Annotated in this window: 12 protein-coding genes; 3 read left to right on the forward strand and 9 right to left on the reverse strand. The window is 58.7% G+C overall.

Going from position 1 to position 17,572, the window contains the following annotated elements:
* Window positions 1-158 precede the first annotated feature (158 nt).
* A complete protein-coding gene (locus IM764_RS04925; RefSeq protein WP_194187106.1) occupies window positions 159-941 on the forward strand; it encodes an iron chelate uptake ABC transporter family permease subunit in 783 nt (260 codons plus the stop codon).
* A gap of 169 nt (window positions 942-1,110) precedes the next feature.
* On the opposite strand, the gene IM764_RS04930 is transcribed toward IM764_RS04925, so the two are convergent.
* The 8 genes from IM764_RS04930 to IM764_RS04965 form a co-directional block, all read right to left on the reverse strand.
* A complete protein-coding gene (locus IM764_RS04930) occupies window positions 1,111-2,178 on the reverse strand; it encodes a magnesium and cobalt transport protein CorA (RefSeq protein WP_194187107.1) in 1,068 nt (355 codons plus the stop codon).
* Window positions 2,179-2,324: 146 nt separating this feature from the next.
* Window positions 2,325-2,645: a hypothetical protein gene (locus tag IM764_RS04935; protein ID WP_194187108.1), complete on the reverse strand. Its 321-nt coding sequence runs from the start codon at window positions 2,643-2,645 to the stop codon at window positions 2,325-2,327.
* A gap of 37 nt (window positions 2,646-2,682) precedes the next feature.
* Window positions 2,683-3,432 carry a succinate dehydrogenase/fumarate reductase iron-sulfur subunit gene (locus IM764_RS04940; protein WP_099298368.1) on the reverse strand — a complete coding sequence of 250 codons (750 nt, stop codon included), beginning with the start codon at window positions 3,430-3,432 and terminating at the stop codon, window positions 2,683-2,685.
* Complete coding sequence (locus IM764_RS04945; protein ID WP_099298369.1) at window positions 3,432-5,465, reverse strand: fumarate reductase/succinate dehydrogenase flavoprotein subunit; 2,034 nt, start codon at window positions 5,463-5,465, stop codon at window positions 3,432-3,434. The genes IM764_RS04940 and IM764_RS04945 overlap by 1 nt, the downstream gene beginning before the upstream one ends.
* A 26-nt stretch (window positions 5,466-5,491) precedes the next feature.
* Window positions 5,492-6,280, reverse strand: coding sequence for a succinate dehydrogenase cytochrome b subunit (locus IM764_RS04950; RefSeq protein WP_099298370.1), 789 nt, complete (start codon window positions 6,278-6,280; stop codon window positions 5,492-5,494).
* A gap of 252 nt (window positions 6,281-6,532) precedes the next feature.
* Window positions 6,533-9,169 (reverse strand): glycoside hydrolase family 65 protein, encoded by a 2,637-nt coding sequence (locus tag IM764_RS04955; RefSeq protein ID WP_194187109.1) that lies wholly within the window; start codon window positions 9,167-9,169, stop codon window positions 6,533-6,535.
* Window positions 9,170-9,245: 76 nt separating this feature from the next.
* Window positions 9,246-9,989, reverse strand: a complete 744-nt coding sequence (locus IM764_RS04960) for an HAD family phosphatase (RefSeq protein ID WP_234990821.1) — start codon at window positions 9,987-9,989, stop codon at window positions 9,246-9,248.
* Window positions 9,990-10,247: 258 nt separating this feature from the next.
* Entirely contained in the window at window positions 10,248-12,470 is a 2,223-nt protein-coding gene (locus tag IM764_RS04965; protein ID WP_099298373.1) for a malate synthase G, read from the reverse strand.
* A gap of 538 nt (window positions 12,471-13,008) precedes the next feature.
* Here IM764_RS04965 and aceA point away from each other — a divergent pair.
* Both aceA and IM764_RS04975 read left to right on the forward strand, forming a co-directional pair.
* A complete protein-coding gene (aceA, locus tag IM764_RS04970) occupies window positions 13,009-14,304 on the forward strand; it encodes an isocitrate lyase (RefSeq protein ID WP_099298374.1) in 1,296 nt (431 codons plus the stop codon).
* 163 nt (window positions 14,305-14,467) lie between these two features.
* Window positions 14,468-15,547 (forward strand): pirin family protein, encoded by a 1,080-nt coding sequence (locus IM764_RS04975; protein WP_194187110.1) that lies wholly within the window; start codon window positions 14,468-14,470, stop codon window positions 15,545-15,547.
* 12 nt (window positions 15,548-15,559) lie between these two features.
* Here IM764_RS04975 and IM764_RS04980 read toward each other — a convergent pair whose 3' ends face one another.
* The gene (locus IM764_RS04980; protein WP_194187111.1) at window positions 15,560-17,509 is read right to left on the reverse strand and encodes an MMPL family transporter; all 1,950 of its coding nucleotides are present in this window, start codon (window positions 17,507-17,509) and stop codon (window positions 15,560-15,562) included.
* Between the last annotated feature and the right edge of the window lie 63 nt (window positions 17,510-17,572).

Consider the following 17,572-nt stretch of genomic DNA (forward strand, 5'->3'; position numbering starts at 1 on the left):
GCCGCGGGCGGATTCTTGGTTACTCACCCTGCCATTATGTCACTGCTCCGAGACAACCCCGCTTCCCCCAAAAAAGGAAAACATTTTAACGATTATTAGAATGTCGTTACACTCACCCCATGCCCACACGCCCAACCCGTGCCCTCGCCTGACTCGTCGTGCTGCTGCTCGCAGCGGCCGCCAGCATCATCGCGGGTATCTGTCTGGGTCCCACCAACGTCACCATTTCCCAAGCTCTCGGCGCGCTCGGGCATCACCTCCCCCAAGTCCTCTCCAGCACCGCACCAGCACACACCACACCCTGGCCCACGGATAGCACCGCAGATTCCATCGTCTGGCAGCTGCGCACTCCCCGCGTGATGCTGGCCACCGCCGTGGGCGCGGCCCTAGCTGTCACGGGCATGGTGTTACAGGCGGTGGTGAGAAACTTGCTGGCAGACCCCTATATTCTCGGCATTCATTCCCACGCCAGCTGCGGTGCCGCAGCCGCAATCGTGTTGGGCATCGGCGCGCAAGTCGGCGAATACGCCCTCCAGGGCTCGGCATTTCTCGGCGCGCTCACAGCCACCGCGATTGTCTTCGGGGTAGCGATGTCCACCGACCGCCTGTCCTCCCTGCGCGTCCTGCTGACAGGAGTGGCCAGCGGCTACGCCCTGTCCGCCGCCACCAGTTTCCTCATCTTCGCCTCCGATTCCGCCGAGGCCAGCCGTTCGGTGATGTTCTGGCTCCTCGGCTCGCTCGGCCTCGCGGCCTTCGATGGCACCCTCCTTGTCACCCTCATCGTCACCGCGGTGGTTGCCGCGGTCTTCATCCTCCTAGCCCCTCGACCAAGTCCTCCCCTTCGGCATGCATCGGCATGGAGACATCCACGCACACATCTGCTCCGCGCAGGCCTTCTTCGAGTCCTTCACCTGTGGTCAGATCTACGCCAGCCGGCCTAGATAGCCCCACCACCTGGTGGCCTGCCTTTTCTAGCTCTTCGACCACCGGCCGCTCGGCGGTACCTGTTGCTCCAATAACTGCGATCTTCAAGGCTGTCTACCTCTCTTGGGGTTGTTTTTTCCGTTGTACTCCCCGTTCTGGCGAGGCTCCACTAGTGCTGCCCCGCGCTCACATCCAATTGTTTTTCTTGAACAACAACCACAGTCCCACGGCGAAAATGACCATGATGCCCAGCGCCATTGGATAACCAAACGCCCAGTGCAGCTCGGGCATGTCATCAAAATTCATGCCATAAATGGCTGCCACCAGCGTCGGGGCAAAAAGGATTGCCGCCCATCCCGAAATCTTTTTCATCGCGTCGTTTTGTCGCTCCGAGACAAGCGTCGCGTTCACGTCGAGGATCTGCTGCATCGCTGCCCGGTACTCCAGCACCTGGTTGTTCGCGAAGGTCAGGTGATCGGTCGCATCATCCAGGTAGGCTTTGAGCTGCTTGGACATCCCTCGCTTTTCCATCTCTCGCCGCAACCCCTGCATTACTTCCATCAGCGGCGTGGTGGCGTGCTGCATATCGATAATTTCTTGGCTCAGGTGGTAAATACGCTCGGCAACGGTCTGATCGCCGGAGAAGACTTGTCGTTCAATCTGTTCCTTGTCCACCGCAATGCCTCGCAACACGGGTAGGAAGCCGTCGACGATGGCGTCCAGAAATCGGTACACAATGACCTCCGGGCGCAGGTCGAGGTCGTCTTCCTTCCCCAACAGCTCACGTTCCCATTCTTGTGGGTTGACCAGTTGCCCTTCTTTGTCGACGCCATCACGGCCGTCAATCCAACGATTGTCTTGGCACAGGATGTTCACGGACTGCGGGGTCACCACGAGGTGAAACTCGGAAAAGTCGACTTCCTCTGACTCATCGATATACCGGGTGGACCGCACGACGAGGAACAGCACGTCATCGTAAATCTCTAGCTTGGGGCGCTGTTCGCCCTGCAGAAGGTCTTCGATAAGCAGCGGGTGCAGTTTCCAGGTGTCCCCTAGTTCGAAGATATCCATCGTCGTGGGGCGGGGATAGACATTGACGACGATGCGGTTGTCCGCGCCTTGAACAAAGCGAAGGTCCTCTTGCGAATCTGGGCCGCCTGCAGTTTCCACGGGACGTCCGCAGTCTAGGTAGCGCGTGAAGCGGATGGCATTGTTGCCATTGTCCGTGGGCTGGGTTTGTGGCCTTTTTGTCATGCGGGGCACTTTCTGACTTCGCAAGTGATACGTGAAAAGGGGAAAGAAACTCGAATAAAAAGAGCCATCGTCAACCAACAGAAGTTAGTTGACGATGGCTCTCGCGCGTTAATGGAGGTGCGTGCGCGCCCAGGAGAGCGCGGGTATCACATGATGCGGCCGGTACGTTCCTTGTACTCGCGGTAGTTCTTGCGTCCGACGTGAACCAAGATGAAACCGAGGAACAGGAGTCCAAAGCCCATAACTGCCCCGGCGATGGCAAAAACTTGCCCATCGGTGCGGTAGTCATTGAACATCGAGGACAGACCCCACATCATGGTGCCGAGTCCAGCCATGGACGCCAAGATGAAGCCCATGCCGAGCCACGTGAGGGATCGCTGAAGGGAGGAGTGCGGCGCATCCAAGCTGGACGGCACGTAGCCCTCCTTGTAGAGGCGACCAATCTGGAGTTCTTGGGGAAGAGACATGACGTTTCTCCTACTTTCTAAACAGTATGACTAAATTCTAGTCATCTTTGCCACGGAAAGCGGCACGGGTGCGTTCCTTAGTGATGGCTGCCACAGCGGTCAGGGGGATGCCGGCAGGGCAGACATCCGCACACTCGCCGTACAGGGAGCAGGAGCCGAAGGTCTGCTCTGCCTCGTCGACCATCTTGCGGGCGCGGCGTCCACGCTCCTCGCGGCCCAGTGGGGACAGCGTGAGATGAACCAGCTTTGCACCGGTGAACAGATGAGAAGCGCCGTTAGGGCAGGCTGCCACACATGCGCCGCAGCCGATACATGCAGCGTGATCCAGAGCGCGCTCTGCATCGGAGTGGTTAACCAGCAGGGAATCAGCATCCGGTGCGGTACCAGCCGCAACGGTGATGAAGCCACCCTTTTCCATCACGCGATCCAGTGCGGAACGGTCCACGACCATGTCCTTGATCACTGGGTACGCAGCGGAGCGCAGTGGCTCCAGCTTGATGGTGTCGCCATCCTTGAAGGACAGCAGGCGCTGCTGACACGCAGGCTTGTTCTTGTCTGGGCCGTGGGGACGGTCATTGACCATCAGGCCACAGGTGCCACAGATGCCTTCGCGACAGTCGGATGCGAAAGCGAATGCTTCCTTGCCGTCCTCAACGAGGTTGTTGTTGACGTGATCCAACAGCTCCAGGATGGACATCTGCGGTTCAGCATCGTCAACATTGATGGATTCGAAGTGGCCTTCGGCGTGTGGGCCCGCCTGACGCCAGATTTCAAGATGCAGTTTCATTACTTGTAATTCCTTGTCATGAGCGGGATCTTGTCGAAGTACAGCGGCTCAGCGTGGCGGATGAACTTGTTTGGTCCATCTGGCTGCCATGCGGAGACGAAGCACCAGTTGTCATCGTCACGCTCTGCCTCGCCCTCTTCGGAGAGGTGATCGTCACGGTAGTGGGCACCACAGGACTCGTCGCGGTCCAGGGCGTCCACGCACATGAGCTCGCCCAGGTCCAGGTAGTCCGCAACGCGGGTTGCGTACTCTAGGGTCTGGTTCATGTAGTCCACATCGCCTGGGATGTGAACGTTGGCCCAGAAGTCCTCGCGCAGGGCGCGGATCTTCTCGATGCCGTCCTTCATGTCCTCGACGTTACGAGACACACCACAGGAGAAGTACAGGATCTCGCCGAGCTGGCGGTGGTAGTACTCAGGTCCGTGTGGGTTATCGCCCTTGATGTTCATGATCTTGTCGAAGCGAGCACGTGCGCGCTGCAGTGCTTCCTGAGCCACTGGGGAGTCAGCCTCAGGGATGGACTCGCCTAGGCGTGGTGCCAGGTAGTTCGGGATCGTGAACGGCAGGGTGAACCAGCCTTCCACAGACGAGGACAGCAGCGAGTTTGCACCCAGGCGGTTTGCGCCGTGGTACATCCAGGAAGCTTCGCCGGAGCAGAACAGACCCTGGATGGAGGTCATCTCGTTGAAGTCCGTCCACAGGCCACCCATGGTGTAGTGGCAGGTAGGGGCGATACGCATTGGGGTCTCGTAAGCAGACTCACCAATGGCCTCTTCGTACATCTGAATGAGGTTGGAGTAGCGCTCACGGATGGTGTCCTTGCCCAGGCGCTCGATGGCGTCTCCCAGGTCCAGGTACACGGAGTTCTTCATTGGACCCACGCCGTAGCCAGCGTTGATCTGCTGCGCGTTTGCACGGGAAGCAATATCGCGAGGCACCAAGTTACCGAAGGCTGGGTAGCGACGCTCCAGGAAGTAGTCGCGCTCGTCCTCCGGAATGGAGTTCGGGTCGCGATCGTCATCCTTCTTCTTTGGGGTCCAGATGCGGCCATCGTTACGCAGCGACTCAGACATCAGGATCGTCTTGGACTGCCACGTGGAGTTCACGGGAAGGCCGGTTGGGTGGAACTGCACGAACGATGGGGATGCCATGAAAGCGCCCAGCTCGTATGCACGCATGAGAGCGGATGCATTGGAGTTCTTGGCCAGCGTGGACATGTGGTACACGTTGCCGTAACCGCCGGTGGCCAGCACAGTGGCGTGGCCGGTGTGAGCGGTGAGCTCGCCGGTGATCAGGTTGCGGGTGATAATGCCCTGGCACACACCCTTGTCCACGATCAGATCAACCAGATCAGAGTGGGTGAAGATTTCCACGTTGCCTGCACCGATCTGACGGTACAGAGCAGAGGTGGTGGCCAGCTGCAGCTGCTGACCGGTTTGTCCACGGGTGTAGTAGGTACGGGAGACCTGCACACCACCGAAGGAACGGGTAGCCAAGGTGCCGCCGTACTCGCGAGAGAACGGTGCGCCCACAGCGTTCATGTGGTCGATGACCTTGGAAGATTCCATGGCCAAGCGCCAGCAGTCGTTTTCGCGGCAGCGGTAATCGCCACCCTTGACGGTGTCCTTCGCGTGCAGGTAGGTGGAGTCATTATCCAGCTTCTTGCCGCGGGAGGAGTTCACGCCACCCTGGGCAGCAATCGAGTGCGCACGACGAGGGGAATCGTGGTAGGTGAAGACCTTGACGTCGTAACCCAACTCACCGAGAGCCGCAGCTGCAGCACCGCCGGCCAGGCCGGTACCCACGATGAGGATGGTGAACTTGGAACGGTTCAGTGGAGACACCATTCCGAAGTGCTCCTTGGCGTACTGCCACTGCTGATCCTGGGATACAGCGTGTGGAGCATTGTCCTTCAGCACGGAGCCGATTGCCACGCCGGGCACGGCAGATTCCGGTGCGCTGAAAGCAGCCACTGCATCATCGTAGTTGAAGTCCGCAGTCTGGTTGTGCGGATGATTGGTAATAGCGCTCATATCTTTATCTCCTTCAGACTCGCGGTTTAGTGGCTTGCGCCAGGAACGAATGGAACCTGATCAACCCAACCAAACATCACTGCGAGAGGGATGGAGATGTTGCCGACCATGATGATCGCAGGCAACAGGTAGGAGATCCAGAGGATGACCTGACGGGTACGGTGGCCCGTCACGCCAAGGTCAGAGGAGGCGGTCCAAATACCGTGGGACAGGTGCATGAACAGGATCACCATCGCGAGGATGTAGAAGATCGCCACGCCTGGACGGGAGAAGGACTCCACGAGGTTCTGGTAGGCGGCGTGCTGGCCATCCACTGCACCCTGGAACTCGCCAGCAGCAGCTGGAGAGACTCCCAGAGTCAGATCCAAGATGTGAAAGATGATGAACAGCAGCAGCACGATGCCGGTGACCGGCATGGTGCGTGCGGTAAAGGTGTTCCAACCACCGACCATGTTCTTGCGCTTGAAGCGACCGCGGGACTGGTGAGAGCGTCCCACCAGCGCGAATGCGCACCAGACGTGGAGCACGAGGCTCAGCAGCAGGACAATTCGAGCAATCCACAACAGGGACTCGTGTGGCAAAAGTGGGTAGCCGAATTCGCGGAGGAAATCAGCGTACGCGTTGAATGATTCAGCGCCGGCATAGATCTTCAGATTGCCGAGCATGTGAACGAGGACAAACAGGCCGAAGATGATGCCAGTCACGGCCATCGTCAGCTTCATTGCCCAGGTAGGGAAGCCGGGCTTCTTGCGCAGCGGCTTAGTACTAATCTTTCCGTGAGAAATTGCCTCACGGTCGTCATATTTAACAGTCATGGCACCTCCAGTGTCATCGCTACTTTAAGTGTTGGAGGGCATGGCTCACTAGTTCACTGAAGTTAACAATGGGCACATACACCCCGTTAAGGGGGAATTTTCCGGCCTCGTCACCAAAGTGTGAACCAGGTCACTTGACAAACGGCATTTACGCAATAGTCACGTTGCGAAAAAGACGCCCCGAAGGGCGTCTTTTCATACCTTTTATATGGGTATATATCTTCTTCGTCGATTACTGGTTCGACGCCAACCTCAGTCCTCTTCAAACAGCGCCGAGTATGCACGCGCATCCTCCGCCAGTGCGCGATCGTGCGCCCGCGTCGAATCGGCAGAATCATCAGTCAGCACGGTATCTCCCTGAACAAAGACCGGCTCGCTGCCCACGGTAACGTCCTGGCCCATCACCCAGATCGGCCCCACGGTGCCCTCGCCGTCCGAAACCTTGAGCTCCACACCTTCTGGAGTCACCGTCACGTTCAAGCGATTGCCGCGCAAGGTCAGGTTGTACTCCAAGGATTCCCAACCCTCTGGCAACCGAGGACTGATGGAGAACTGCCCGTTGAAATCACGGAATCCACCAAAGCCGTACGTCAGAGCGGACCACACGCCACCGCACGATGCGATGTGTGTGCCGTCCTTCGCGTTGCCGTGCAGGTTAGCCAAATCCACAAACAGGCCACGGTAGAAGAAGTTCACGGCCTTCTCCCGGTAGCCCAGCTCTGCCGCCATGATGGACTGCACCACTGCAGACAGGGTGGAATCTCCCGTGGTCAGGCGATCGTAGTAGTCATAGTCCGCGCGCTTGTGCTCTGTACTGAAGGCCTGTCCCTGCAGGAACAGCGCAAGCACCACGTCTGCTTGCTTGACCACCTGGTACCGGTAGATGGTCAGCGGGTGATAATGCAGAAGCATTGGACGCTGTGGCCCCACCTCGGGATCATCCAGATCCCACACCTCGCGCTGCAAGAACTGATCATCCTGCGGATTCATCCCCAGCTGCTCATTGAAAGGGATGGCCATGCACTTGGCGGCCTTGCCCCACAGCTCCAGTTCCTTTTCCGTCAGCTCCGTCTGCTTCAGCAGATCGCGGTAGGCATCAGGACGGCTCACCTTCATCTGGTGCAACACCTGCGCGGCAACGCGCAGGTTATATTGCGCCATCACGTTGGTGTACAGGTTGTTGTTCACCACGGTGGTGTACTCATCCGGGCCGGTCACGGAGTGGATCTCAAAGCGATCCCCCGCCGCAGTGAAGAAGCCCAAGGACATCCAGAAGCGTGCAGTTCCCACCAAAATATGGATGCCCTGCTCCAGCAGGAAGTCCGTATCGCCCGTGGCATGCACGTACTTCATCAGCGCAAACGCGATATCGGCATCAATGTGATACTGCGCCGTGCCCGCCGCGTAATACGCACTGGACTCTTGCCCATTAATCGTGCGCCACGGGAACAGCACGCCATCGTGCGCCAGCTCTAGCGCGCGCTGCTTCGCCGCCGGCAACATGTCATAGCGGAAGCGCAGCGCGTTACGAGCAAACACCGGGTTGGTGTAGCTCAGGAACGGCAGCATATACACTTCCGTGTCCCAGAAGTAATGGCCACCGTAGCCGGCACCCGTCATTCCCTTGGCCGGAATTCCGCTGGTCTCCGCGCGAGCGGAGGCCTGGATCAGCTGGAACAGATTCCAGCGGACAGCTTGCTGAACAGCGGGCTTACCGCCAATCTTGACGTCGGAACGCTCCCAGAAACGCGCCAGCCACTCCGCCTGATTGATGGCCAGGTTGCGGAAGCCTACGGACTTGGCTCGGTTGATGGTGCGGGCGCAGCGGAAACCCAGCTCCTGCGGGGCCACGTGACGCGAAGAGTGGTAGCTAACGAACTTCTCCAGCCGCAACTTGAGACCCTTCTTGCCGTTGACGTGGTACGCCACGCTAGCCACGTCCTCCTCCACGCGGGTACTGACCTCCACGCCGGAATCCTCCGCAGATTCCGGATTAGACATATCCAGAACGTGATCCATGGACGCGGCCACGGTCATGCCAGAGTGGTTGATCTGAAAACCTAAGGTTGCGCGCTCCGGCTCCGGCTGCGACTGGTACTTCGGGATGAACACCCGCTCCACGAACTCCTCGCCACGGCGTGGATCGAAGCCTTCCTCCGCAGCCTCGCGAGCGTTGTTATCCGGGAACTCGCCCTCACCATCCTCGCGGTTGAGCAGCTGCGAGCTGATGACCACGGCAGCATCATCGTCCAGCAGCTCCACTTCCAAGCTCATGATCGCCAAGTGGCGCTCCTGGAAGCTGACCATGCGCTCAGACGTCACCCGCACATGCTTGCCGCTGGGCGTGCGCCAAACCATCTCGCGGCGCAGAATACCCTCGCGGAAATCCAAGCTGCGCCGGTAGTCCGTGACCTCGGCATTGCCCAAGCGCAGAGGCTCATCGTCAATGTAGAGGCGCATCGGCTTGCCGTCTGGCACGCTCACGATGCCCTGACCAGCACGGGCCAGGCCGTAGGCATCCTCGGCGTGCTGAATGTTCCACGTCTCGTGGACACCGTTAATAAACGTGCCGTGCTTGGAAGAATCCCGGCCTTCCTCCGGATTGCCGCGCATCCCCAGGTAGCCATTGGACAACGCGAAGAGCGTCTCCGAAACGCCCAGGTCCATCCGGTTAGGCTTGGTCTCGATAAACGCCCACTCGTCAATGGGGTTGTTCTCCCAGTCCATCTCCTCAAAAGGATTCACGTGGTGGTGCTTCTGATCCACCCGGAAATTCAGCTCCGCCAAGTTTTCCCCATCAATAGGACGATCCGGACCGTCGAAATCGTTCTCTCTGCGCTGCTTCAGAAACTTCTCCAGCTGCGAGTGATTGGTGTTGCTCAGGGACATGGACGCACTCCTTCATACCGACGTGAAAAGTAAACAGTAAAGCGCGCAAGCCACAGCCCACGCGCTCGGTCAGGCTTTAACTCTGCAGCAAATCCCCAAGATCTCGGACCACCACGTCCGCGCCCGCATCCAGCAGCGCCTGCTCCCCCGCGCCCCGATCCACGCCGATGACCAGCCCAAAGTCACCCGCTCGTCCGCTGGCAACACCGCTGGTGGCATCTTCCAGAACCACCGCATCTTCCACACCCACGCCCAGCTGCTCAGCTGCATAAGCATAGGTATCCGGCGCAGGCTTGCCCGGCAGCTCCCGGTCATTAGCCACGATGCCGTCCACAATCAGCTCAAAGCGGTCCACCAAACCGGCCGCCTCCAGCACTGGGCGCGCGTTCTTCGAGGAACTCACAATAGCCATGCGCGGCACGTCCTCGCCCGCATCCTTGCGCGCCCGCCACTCGTCCAGTAGCGCCACCGAGCCGGGATACGCCTCGACACCCTCAGAGACCAGCTTCAGGAAGTCCTCGTTCTTCCGTGCCCCCAAGCCATGGATCGTGTCCTTGTCCGCAGCATCCTCCGCGGTGCCTTCGTCCACGGTGATGTTGCGGCTTTCCAGCAGCGCGGCCACCCCTTCATCCCGACGCCGACCATCCAGGTAATCAAAGTAATCCTGCTCGGTATACGGCTCCGCACCCCGCTGCGCCAAGAAAGCACTAAACATCCTGCTCCACGCCTCACGGTGCAGCGCGGCGGTCGGAGTAATAACTCCGTCAAGATCAAACAGCAGCGCCCCGTAGCTAAACAGTGGCTTGTCGAGTTGTGGCACAGCGATCAGGTTCCTTCCCCAGAACGTTCGCGAATGAACGTTCGCGAGTAGACATTCGAAAGTGCAAAAACAACTGCGTCCCATACTAACGGGCCATAAGACATTCGGCTGCGCGCAAGAAAACGCGCAAGCTCTCAGCGCCCGCAGTCACACTGCAGGAGGAAAGCTTGCGCGTTGATAATCAGGAGGTTGGCGTCGGAAAAGAAACCACACTAACCCACCGAGGACCATTCAGGCCCTCACCGGAACAGCAACCGTTTAGGCGATGCCGTGCTTTTCCTTGAACTCGCGACGGCGAGCGTGCAGGATCGGCTCGGTGTAACCGGAAGGCTGCTCCTGACCCTTGAGGATAAGGTCCTTAGCGGCCTGGAAAGCAACGGACTCGTCGAAGTTTGGAGCCATGTTGCGGTAGGCAGCGTCGCCCTCGTTCTGACCGTCCACCTTGGCAGCCATGCGCTGCAGGGACTCGAGGATTTGCTCCTCTGTCACCACACCGTGCTTGAGCCAGTTGCTCAGCAGCTGGGAAGAAATGCGCAGGGTAGCGCGGTCTTCCATCAGGTCGATGTCATGGATATCAGGAACCTTGGAGCAACCCACGCCCTGCTCCACCCAGCGGACCACGTAGCCCAGGATGGACTGGCAGTTGTTGTCCAGCTCTTCCTTGATCTCTTCCGCAGACCAGGTGGCATTGCCCTCGCCGTTGGCAGGACCTGCAACTGGCAGGGTGAGGATCTTGCCCAAGGTGTCACGACGACCCTCGGTGCGCAGCTTCTCCTGCACCGCAAAGACGTCCACCTCGTGGTAGTGAGTAGCGTGCAGCGCAGCACCGGTTGGGGAAGGAACCCACGCGGTGGATGCGCCCTGCTTAGGCTGGCCGATCTTCTGCTCCAGCATCTCAGCCATCAGCTCGGTCATGGCCCACATGCCCTTACCGATCTGCGCCTTGCCAGGCAGGCCGTGTGCCAGGCCGGCATCCACGTTGTTGTCCTCGTAGGCGAGCATCCACTCGGACTGCTTCATCTCGCCCTTGCGGATCATTGGGCCCGCAACCATGGAGGTGTGGATCTCGTCGCCAGTGCGGTCCAAGAAGCCGGTGTTAATGAACGCCAGGCGATCCTTCACCTGGGCGATGCAGGCATCCAGGTTGGCGGAGGTACGGCGCTCCTCGTCCATCACACCCACCTTCAGGGTGTAGCGAGGCAGATCCAGCAGGTCCTCGATAGCGGCGAACAGATCGTTGGTGTACGCCACCTCTTCTGGGCCGTGCTGCTTTGGCTTCACGATGTAGATGGAGCCCTGGCGGGAGTTGCGCAGGTCATTGTCCTTATCGATGCCAGGGATGGCACATGCAGCGGTGATGACACCGTCCATGATTCCCTCGAAGACCTCTTCGCCATCCTTGTCCAGGATCGCTGGGTTCTGCATCAGGTGACCCACATTGCGGACGAACAGCAGGGAGCGGCCGTGCAGGCGCAGCTCGGAGCCATCGCGACCGGCGTAGGTGCGGTCTGGGTTGAGGGTACGAGTGAAGGACTTGTCGCCCTTTTCGATCTTCTCGGACAACTCGCCGGTGTTCAGGCCCAGCCAGTTGCGGTAGCCCAGGGTCTTGTCGGTGGCATCCACGGCTGCCACGGAATCCTCGAAGTCCATGATGGAGGAAACTGCTGCTTCCACCACGATGTCCTTCACGCCAGCCTTATCGGTGCTGCCAACTGGGGACTCTGGATCAATCTGAATGTCCAGGTACAGGCCGTTGTTGCGCAGCAGGATGCTGGTTGGGTTTTCCTTGTCACCGGCGTAACCAACGTAAACGTCTGGCTCCTGCAGGCGGACTTCGTTGCCATCGATCGTGGCGGTGAACTGGCCGGATGCGATGGAGTATTCGGTGACGTCCTTGTGGGAGCCGGACTCGAGTGGCACGGCGCGGTCCAGGAACTCACGGCTCCACTCGATGACCTTGTCGCCGCGGACCTTGTTGTAACCCTTGCCCTTTTCCTGGCCGTTCTCCTCGGAGATGGCGTTGGTGCCGTAGAGGGCATCGTAGAGGGAACCCCAACGTGCGTTAGCAGCGTTCAGAGCAAAACGTGCATTCAGGATGGGCACCACGAGCTGTGGGCCAGCGGTGCGGGAGATCTCGGTGTCAATGTTCTCAGTAGAGATCTCGAAATCGCCGGGCTCTTCTGCGAGGTAGCCAATTTCCTTCAGGAAGCTGGTGTACTCCTCGGCGTTCTGCTCACCCTTGTGGGAGCTGTACCACTCGTCCAGCTTGGACTGGAGTTCATCGCGCTTGTTCAGCAGTTCGCGGTTGCGGGGGGTAAATTCCTCGACGATCTTGCCGAAGCCGTCCCAGAAAGCCTTCTGCTGCTCTTCGCTTTCCTTACCAATACGGGAGAGCACTTCGCTATTGACGAAGTTGTACAGAACCTCGGAAACCTGCAGGTTGCCGGCCTGTACGCGTTGCGTTGCTTGGGGTTCAGTCATTACTACACCTCTATCTTTCGGATGAGTACTTATGTCTCCACCCTAGGTGACGGCTGTCACGGTTGGGATAATTCTTCCCCCTGCCCCACTCTTGGCACCCCCGCCTCGGGGAAGTTTCGGAAATGTTGCGGTGCGGTTACCTCTATGTCTTTCTATTTTCGACGCCAAACACCACCCCTTCAGCTTTCGCAAAATCCCCAGCTTGGCACGCAACGGGTGGATAGTAAGACTTGAACAGCACCGGAATGCAATGTTTAAAACTTCGCAAACTTTGCAAATTGGGTAGGCACCCCCACACATAATTTGAACCGTATGCAGCATTGACGTGGATTTTTACCTTGGTATCTTGGGGATTAGCGACATGGGCACACCTTTCACCGATGCGCCGCCACTGTCCGCGAAATCCTTAGCGGTTTCGCACACAGTTGGATGAGAGCGAACACTCGGGAGTCACGGTTGCCGCAGGTCGTGCACGTTCAGAGCAGCTACGCACTGGAACACCAAGCACAATTTCCACTTTAAGGAAGTGAACTACCAGATGACTAACACTGGCAAGCCACGTACCGCAGCAGAGATCCAGAAGGATTGGGACGAGAACCCACGCTGGGCTAACATCACGCGCGATTACACCGCACAGCAGGTTGAAGACCTTCAGGGCACCGTCGTCGAGGAGCACACCCTCGCACGTCGTGGCGCTGAGATCCTCTGGGACGAGGTCACCAAGGGCGGCGATTACTACATCAACTCCCTGGGCGCCCTCACCGGTAACCAGGCTGTTCAGCAGGTCCGCGCTGGCCTGAAGGCTGTTTACCTGTCCGGTTGGCAGGTTGCAGGTGATGCAAACCTCTCCGGTCACACCTACCCAGACCAGTCCCTGTACCCAGCTAACTCCGTTCCTTCCGTGGTTCAGCGCATCAACAACGCTCTGATGCGTGCTGATGAGATCGCTCACGTTGAGGGCGACACCTCTGTTGACAACTGGCTCGTGCCAATCGTTGCCGACGGCGAAGCTGGCTTCGGCGGCGCGCTGAACGTTTACGAGCTGCAGAAGGCCATGATCAAGGCCGGCGTTGCAGGTTCTCACTGGGAGGACCAGCTCGCTTCTGAGAAGAAGTGTGGACACCTTGGTGGCAAGGTGCTGATCCCTACCCAGCAGCACATCCGCACCCTGAACTCTGCTCGCCTGGCAGCAGACGTTGCTAACACCCCAACCCTGGTTATCGCTCGTACCGATGCCGAGGCTGCTACCCTGCTGACCTCCGACGTTGACGATCGCGACAAGCCATTCCTGACCGGCGGCCGTACCGCTGAGGGCTTCTACAACGTGCAGAACGGCATCGAGCCTTGTATCGCACGTGCGAAGGCTTACGCTCCTTACGCTGACCTGATCTGGATGGAGACCGGTACTCCTGACCTGGAGCTGGCTAAGAAGTTCGCTGAGTCTGTTCGCTCCGAGTTCCCAGACCAGATGCTGGCCTACAACTGCTCCCCTTCCTTCAACTGGTCTGCACACCTGGACGATGACACCATCGCCAAGTTCCAGAACGAGTTGGGCGCAATGGGCTTCAAGTTCCAGTTCATCACCCTGGCTGGCTTCCACACCCTGAACTACTCCATGTTCGATCTGGCTCACGGCTACGCCCGCAACCAGATGTCCGCATTCGTGGACCTGCAGAACCGCGAGTTCAAGGCTGCCGAAGAGCGCGGCTTCACCGCTGTGAAGCACCAGCGCGAGGTTGGCGCTGGCTACTTCGACCGCGTTGCTACCACCGTGGATCCAAACTCCTCCACCACTGCTCTGAAGGGCTCCACCGAGGAGGGCCAGTTCCACTAAACCGCTGATTATCTCGGTTGATTCTCTTCACTGAGGAAACACGCCAGATAGCAGCAGGTTCATAGCGAACTGTGCACACGAGGCAGGACGGGCTTTCTAGCCCGTCCTGCCTTTTCATATCTGTAGGTGACATGCCACTGACGCTCACGGCTATGATTGCCGCATGAGCAATACGGATGCCCACCCTTCGGAGATACTGTGCCGCGGAGGTGGCTGCGCAGATGCGACCAGTACTGCAGCTGGCTACGTTCCCGTGGAAATCATCACCGCTCGGGACGTTCCACTCGGTGGTCCGCGCGCGATGAACGTCCGCCGCACGCTGCCCCAGCGCAAGCGATCCCTCATCGGCGCCTGGTGCTTCGCTGATCACTACGGCCCGGATGATGTCTCACGCACCGGCGGGATGGATGTTGCCCCGCACCCGCACACTGGCTTGCAGACGGTCAGCTGGCTGTTCGAAGGTTCCATCGCCCATATCGATTCGGGTGGAAATTCCGGCACGGTTCTACCCGGCGAGGTCAATCTCATGACCGCGGGAGCGGGCATCTGCCACTCCGAGACTTCCACGAAGGACGTCTCCACCATGCACGGAGTCCAGCTCTGGGTCGCGCTGCCGGAGAGCGCGCGTTCCACTGCTCCCCGCGCATTCGAGCACTACACCCCGCCCGTCACTGACCTCGACGGCGGATCGGCCGTGGTGTTCCTCGGCGATCTTGCTGGTAGCCACAGCCCGGTGGAGACCTTCACCCCACTGCTCGGCGCCGAGCTCCGCATCGATCCGCATGCAGAAATCACTGTGAATGTGCAGGAGTCCTTCGAGCACGGTCTTCTTGTCGACGCAGGCAGCGTCACCCTCGAAGGAATCTCTATCCCTCAGGCTGGAATCGGCTACACGGGCGTGGGCGCGCACACGCTGCACATCCGCAATGATTCCGATGATCCTGCGCGAGCCATTCTGCTCGGCGGCGAACCTTTCGCGGAGGACATCGTGATCTGGTGGAACTTCGTGGGCCGGTCCAGTGAGGAAATCGCTGAATACCGCGAGCAGTGGCAGCAACGCACGGAGCGCTTTGGGCAGGTCGAAGGCTATGTGGGCCACGGTGGGCCGGACCAGAACGCCGATGGCATGAGCTGGCTTCCCGCACCTCGCCTGCCCAATGGAATCATCAAGGCGCGGAAGAATCCGTCACCAGAAGCGCGCCCCGATCTGCCTGAAGCTGGCAGTAGCTCCTCCCTGCGCTAACACAATCCACGGCTAAGTAGAGTGGCCATTGATCTCGGATGGCCACCAGAATTTTTCTCCCAGCAACTGCACCACTGCCGGTATCAGCAAGGTGCGCACGATCAAAGTGTCCAGTAGCACGCCGATGAAGATAACGATCCCGACCTGAGCCAGAACCACCAGTGGAAGTACTCCCAACGCTGCAAAAACTGCGGCGAGAAGTATTCCTGCCGAGGTAATGACACCTCCTGTGGCCGATAGTGCGTTGAGAACTCCGTTCCTCGTGCCGTGCTGCGTGGCTTCTTCTCTGGTTCGAGTGATGAGGAAGATCGTGTAATCAATTCCCAAGGCCACAAGAAAGACAAAGGCATAGAGTGGCGTGGTATCAGCGAAAGCCTCAAAGCAAAAGATGTAGGTGGAAATCCACCAGCCCAGGCCCAATGCTGCCACGTTGGTCAACAACACAGTGGCAACCATGATCAGTGGTGCGAGGAAGCTGCGTAGAACAATCACCAAAGCGATGAAAACCAAGAGAAGCACTGTGGGGAAGATCAACAGACGGTCGTCGGCAGAGGATTGCTCTTGATCATGCAGCTGCGCATCTTGGCCACCCACGCGAGCTTCCGAATAATTCGATTCGGCGATGAGTTCTCTCAGTTCAGCGGTACCAAAGCCAGAAACATTGAGAACTTCCCACTCTCCGACCGGATCCGCTGCTTGAACCACAGCTCCCTTTGCTCCAAGAGCCGCCGTTAACCCTTCGGAATCATGGGTAATCACCTTGGCCGGCGTGGCATCTTGTCCAGGAAACTTTTCCGCCAGGCGATCTGCGGCAGATATCGATTCTGGCGTATCGATGAATTGATCAGATTGGGTTAGCCCGGTTGAGATGCCCATGGCTCCCGCACACGCAGTTCCCAAAATGATCATGGCAACCACTACTACAGCCACAGGGCGCTTTTTAACGAACTTCCCCACCGAATCCCACATGCGGTGATCTGTTGCTTCACCCACCGTCGGCTTCTTCGGCCAGAAAATCCATCGGCCGCACAGCACCAAAAAACCGGGGAGTACTAGCGCACCAAACACCAGCGCAATGATGATGCCCACCACAGATGCCAAGCCCAATCCGCGGGTGGTGGGCACGGCGGAGAGCAGGAGGCATGAGACGCCGACAAGTACCGTAACCGCAGACATCGTCACTGCTTTTGCAGTGGGAGTCCATGCAGCGGCCATAGCCTCGAAGCAAGATGTGTGACGATGCAACTCGTCGCGGTATCGCGAAATCAGCAAAAGCGCGTAATTGGTTCCCGCTCCGAATACCAATACCGAGAGAATTCCGGAAACTGACTCATTCCACGGCACTCCAACTGCAGAGAGCACCCAGGTGAACACGATTTGGGCCAGACGATCCGCGATCGCGATAACCACCAGAGGAACGACCCACAAGATGGGAGAGCGGTACGTAACAATCAGAAGCACCGCGATGATCGCGGCTGTCACACTCAGCAGGAGAAAGTTCGCCCCGGAGAAAACGTCCACCAGATCTGCAGAAACTGCCGCAGGCCCAGTTACAAACGTCTCCACCCCCTCCGGCGCATTCGCAGCGAGCTCAGTCCGCACATCGAAAACTCTTTGTGCCCCCTCTTGTGCACCTTCATCTGGGACTTCAAAAGGAATGATGGCGGCAGTGGAATCATCGTTGGGAATAAGCGGCCCACCTAGATCCATAGCTAACCCCTGCAATTTCCCCAGATCAAGCACCTTGCCCGTCGCGGAATCCAACAGTGCAATGGCAGTCTGGGCATCGTCTCCGGAACGTTGCTCAAGGACTTCCGCAACAAACTTGGAGTCCGTTCCATCCGGAAGGCTGGTAGTTGACGATTGCGGCTGTTCCATTGCGCCGATGCCCATGGCCAAGCCAGCCAAGACAACAAGCACAAGTGCGACCCACCGAGGCGACTTGATCGATGAAACGGTCATAGCAACTCTCCTCTGTACGCGGATTCCCAATCTTGCTTCGGCGAAATACATCCCACTCTAGGT

The organism is Corynebacterium sp. ED61, assembly GCF_015233855.1.
In the GTDB taxonomy this organism is placed as follows: Bacteria; Actinomycetota; Actinomycetes; order Mycobacteriales; family Mycobacteriaceae; genus Corynebacterium; species Corynebacterium dentalis.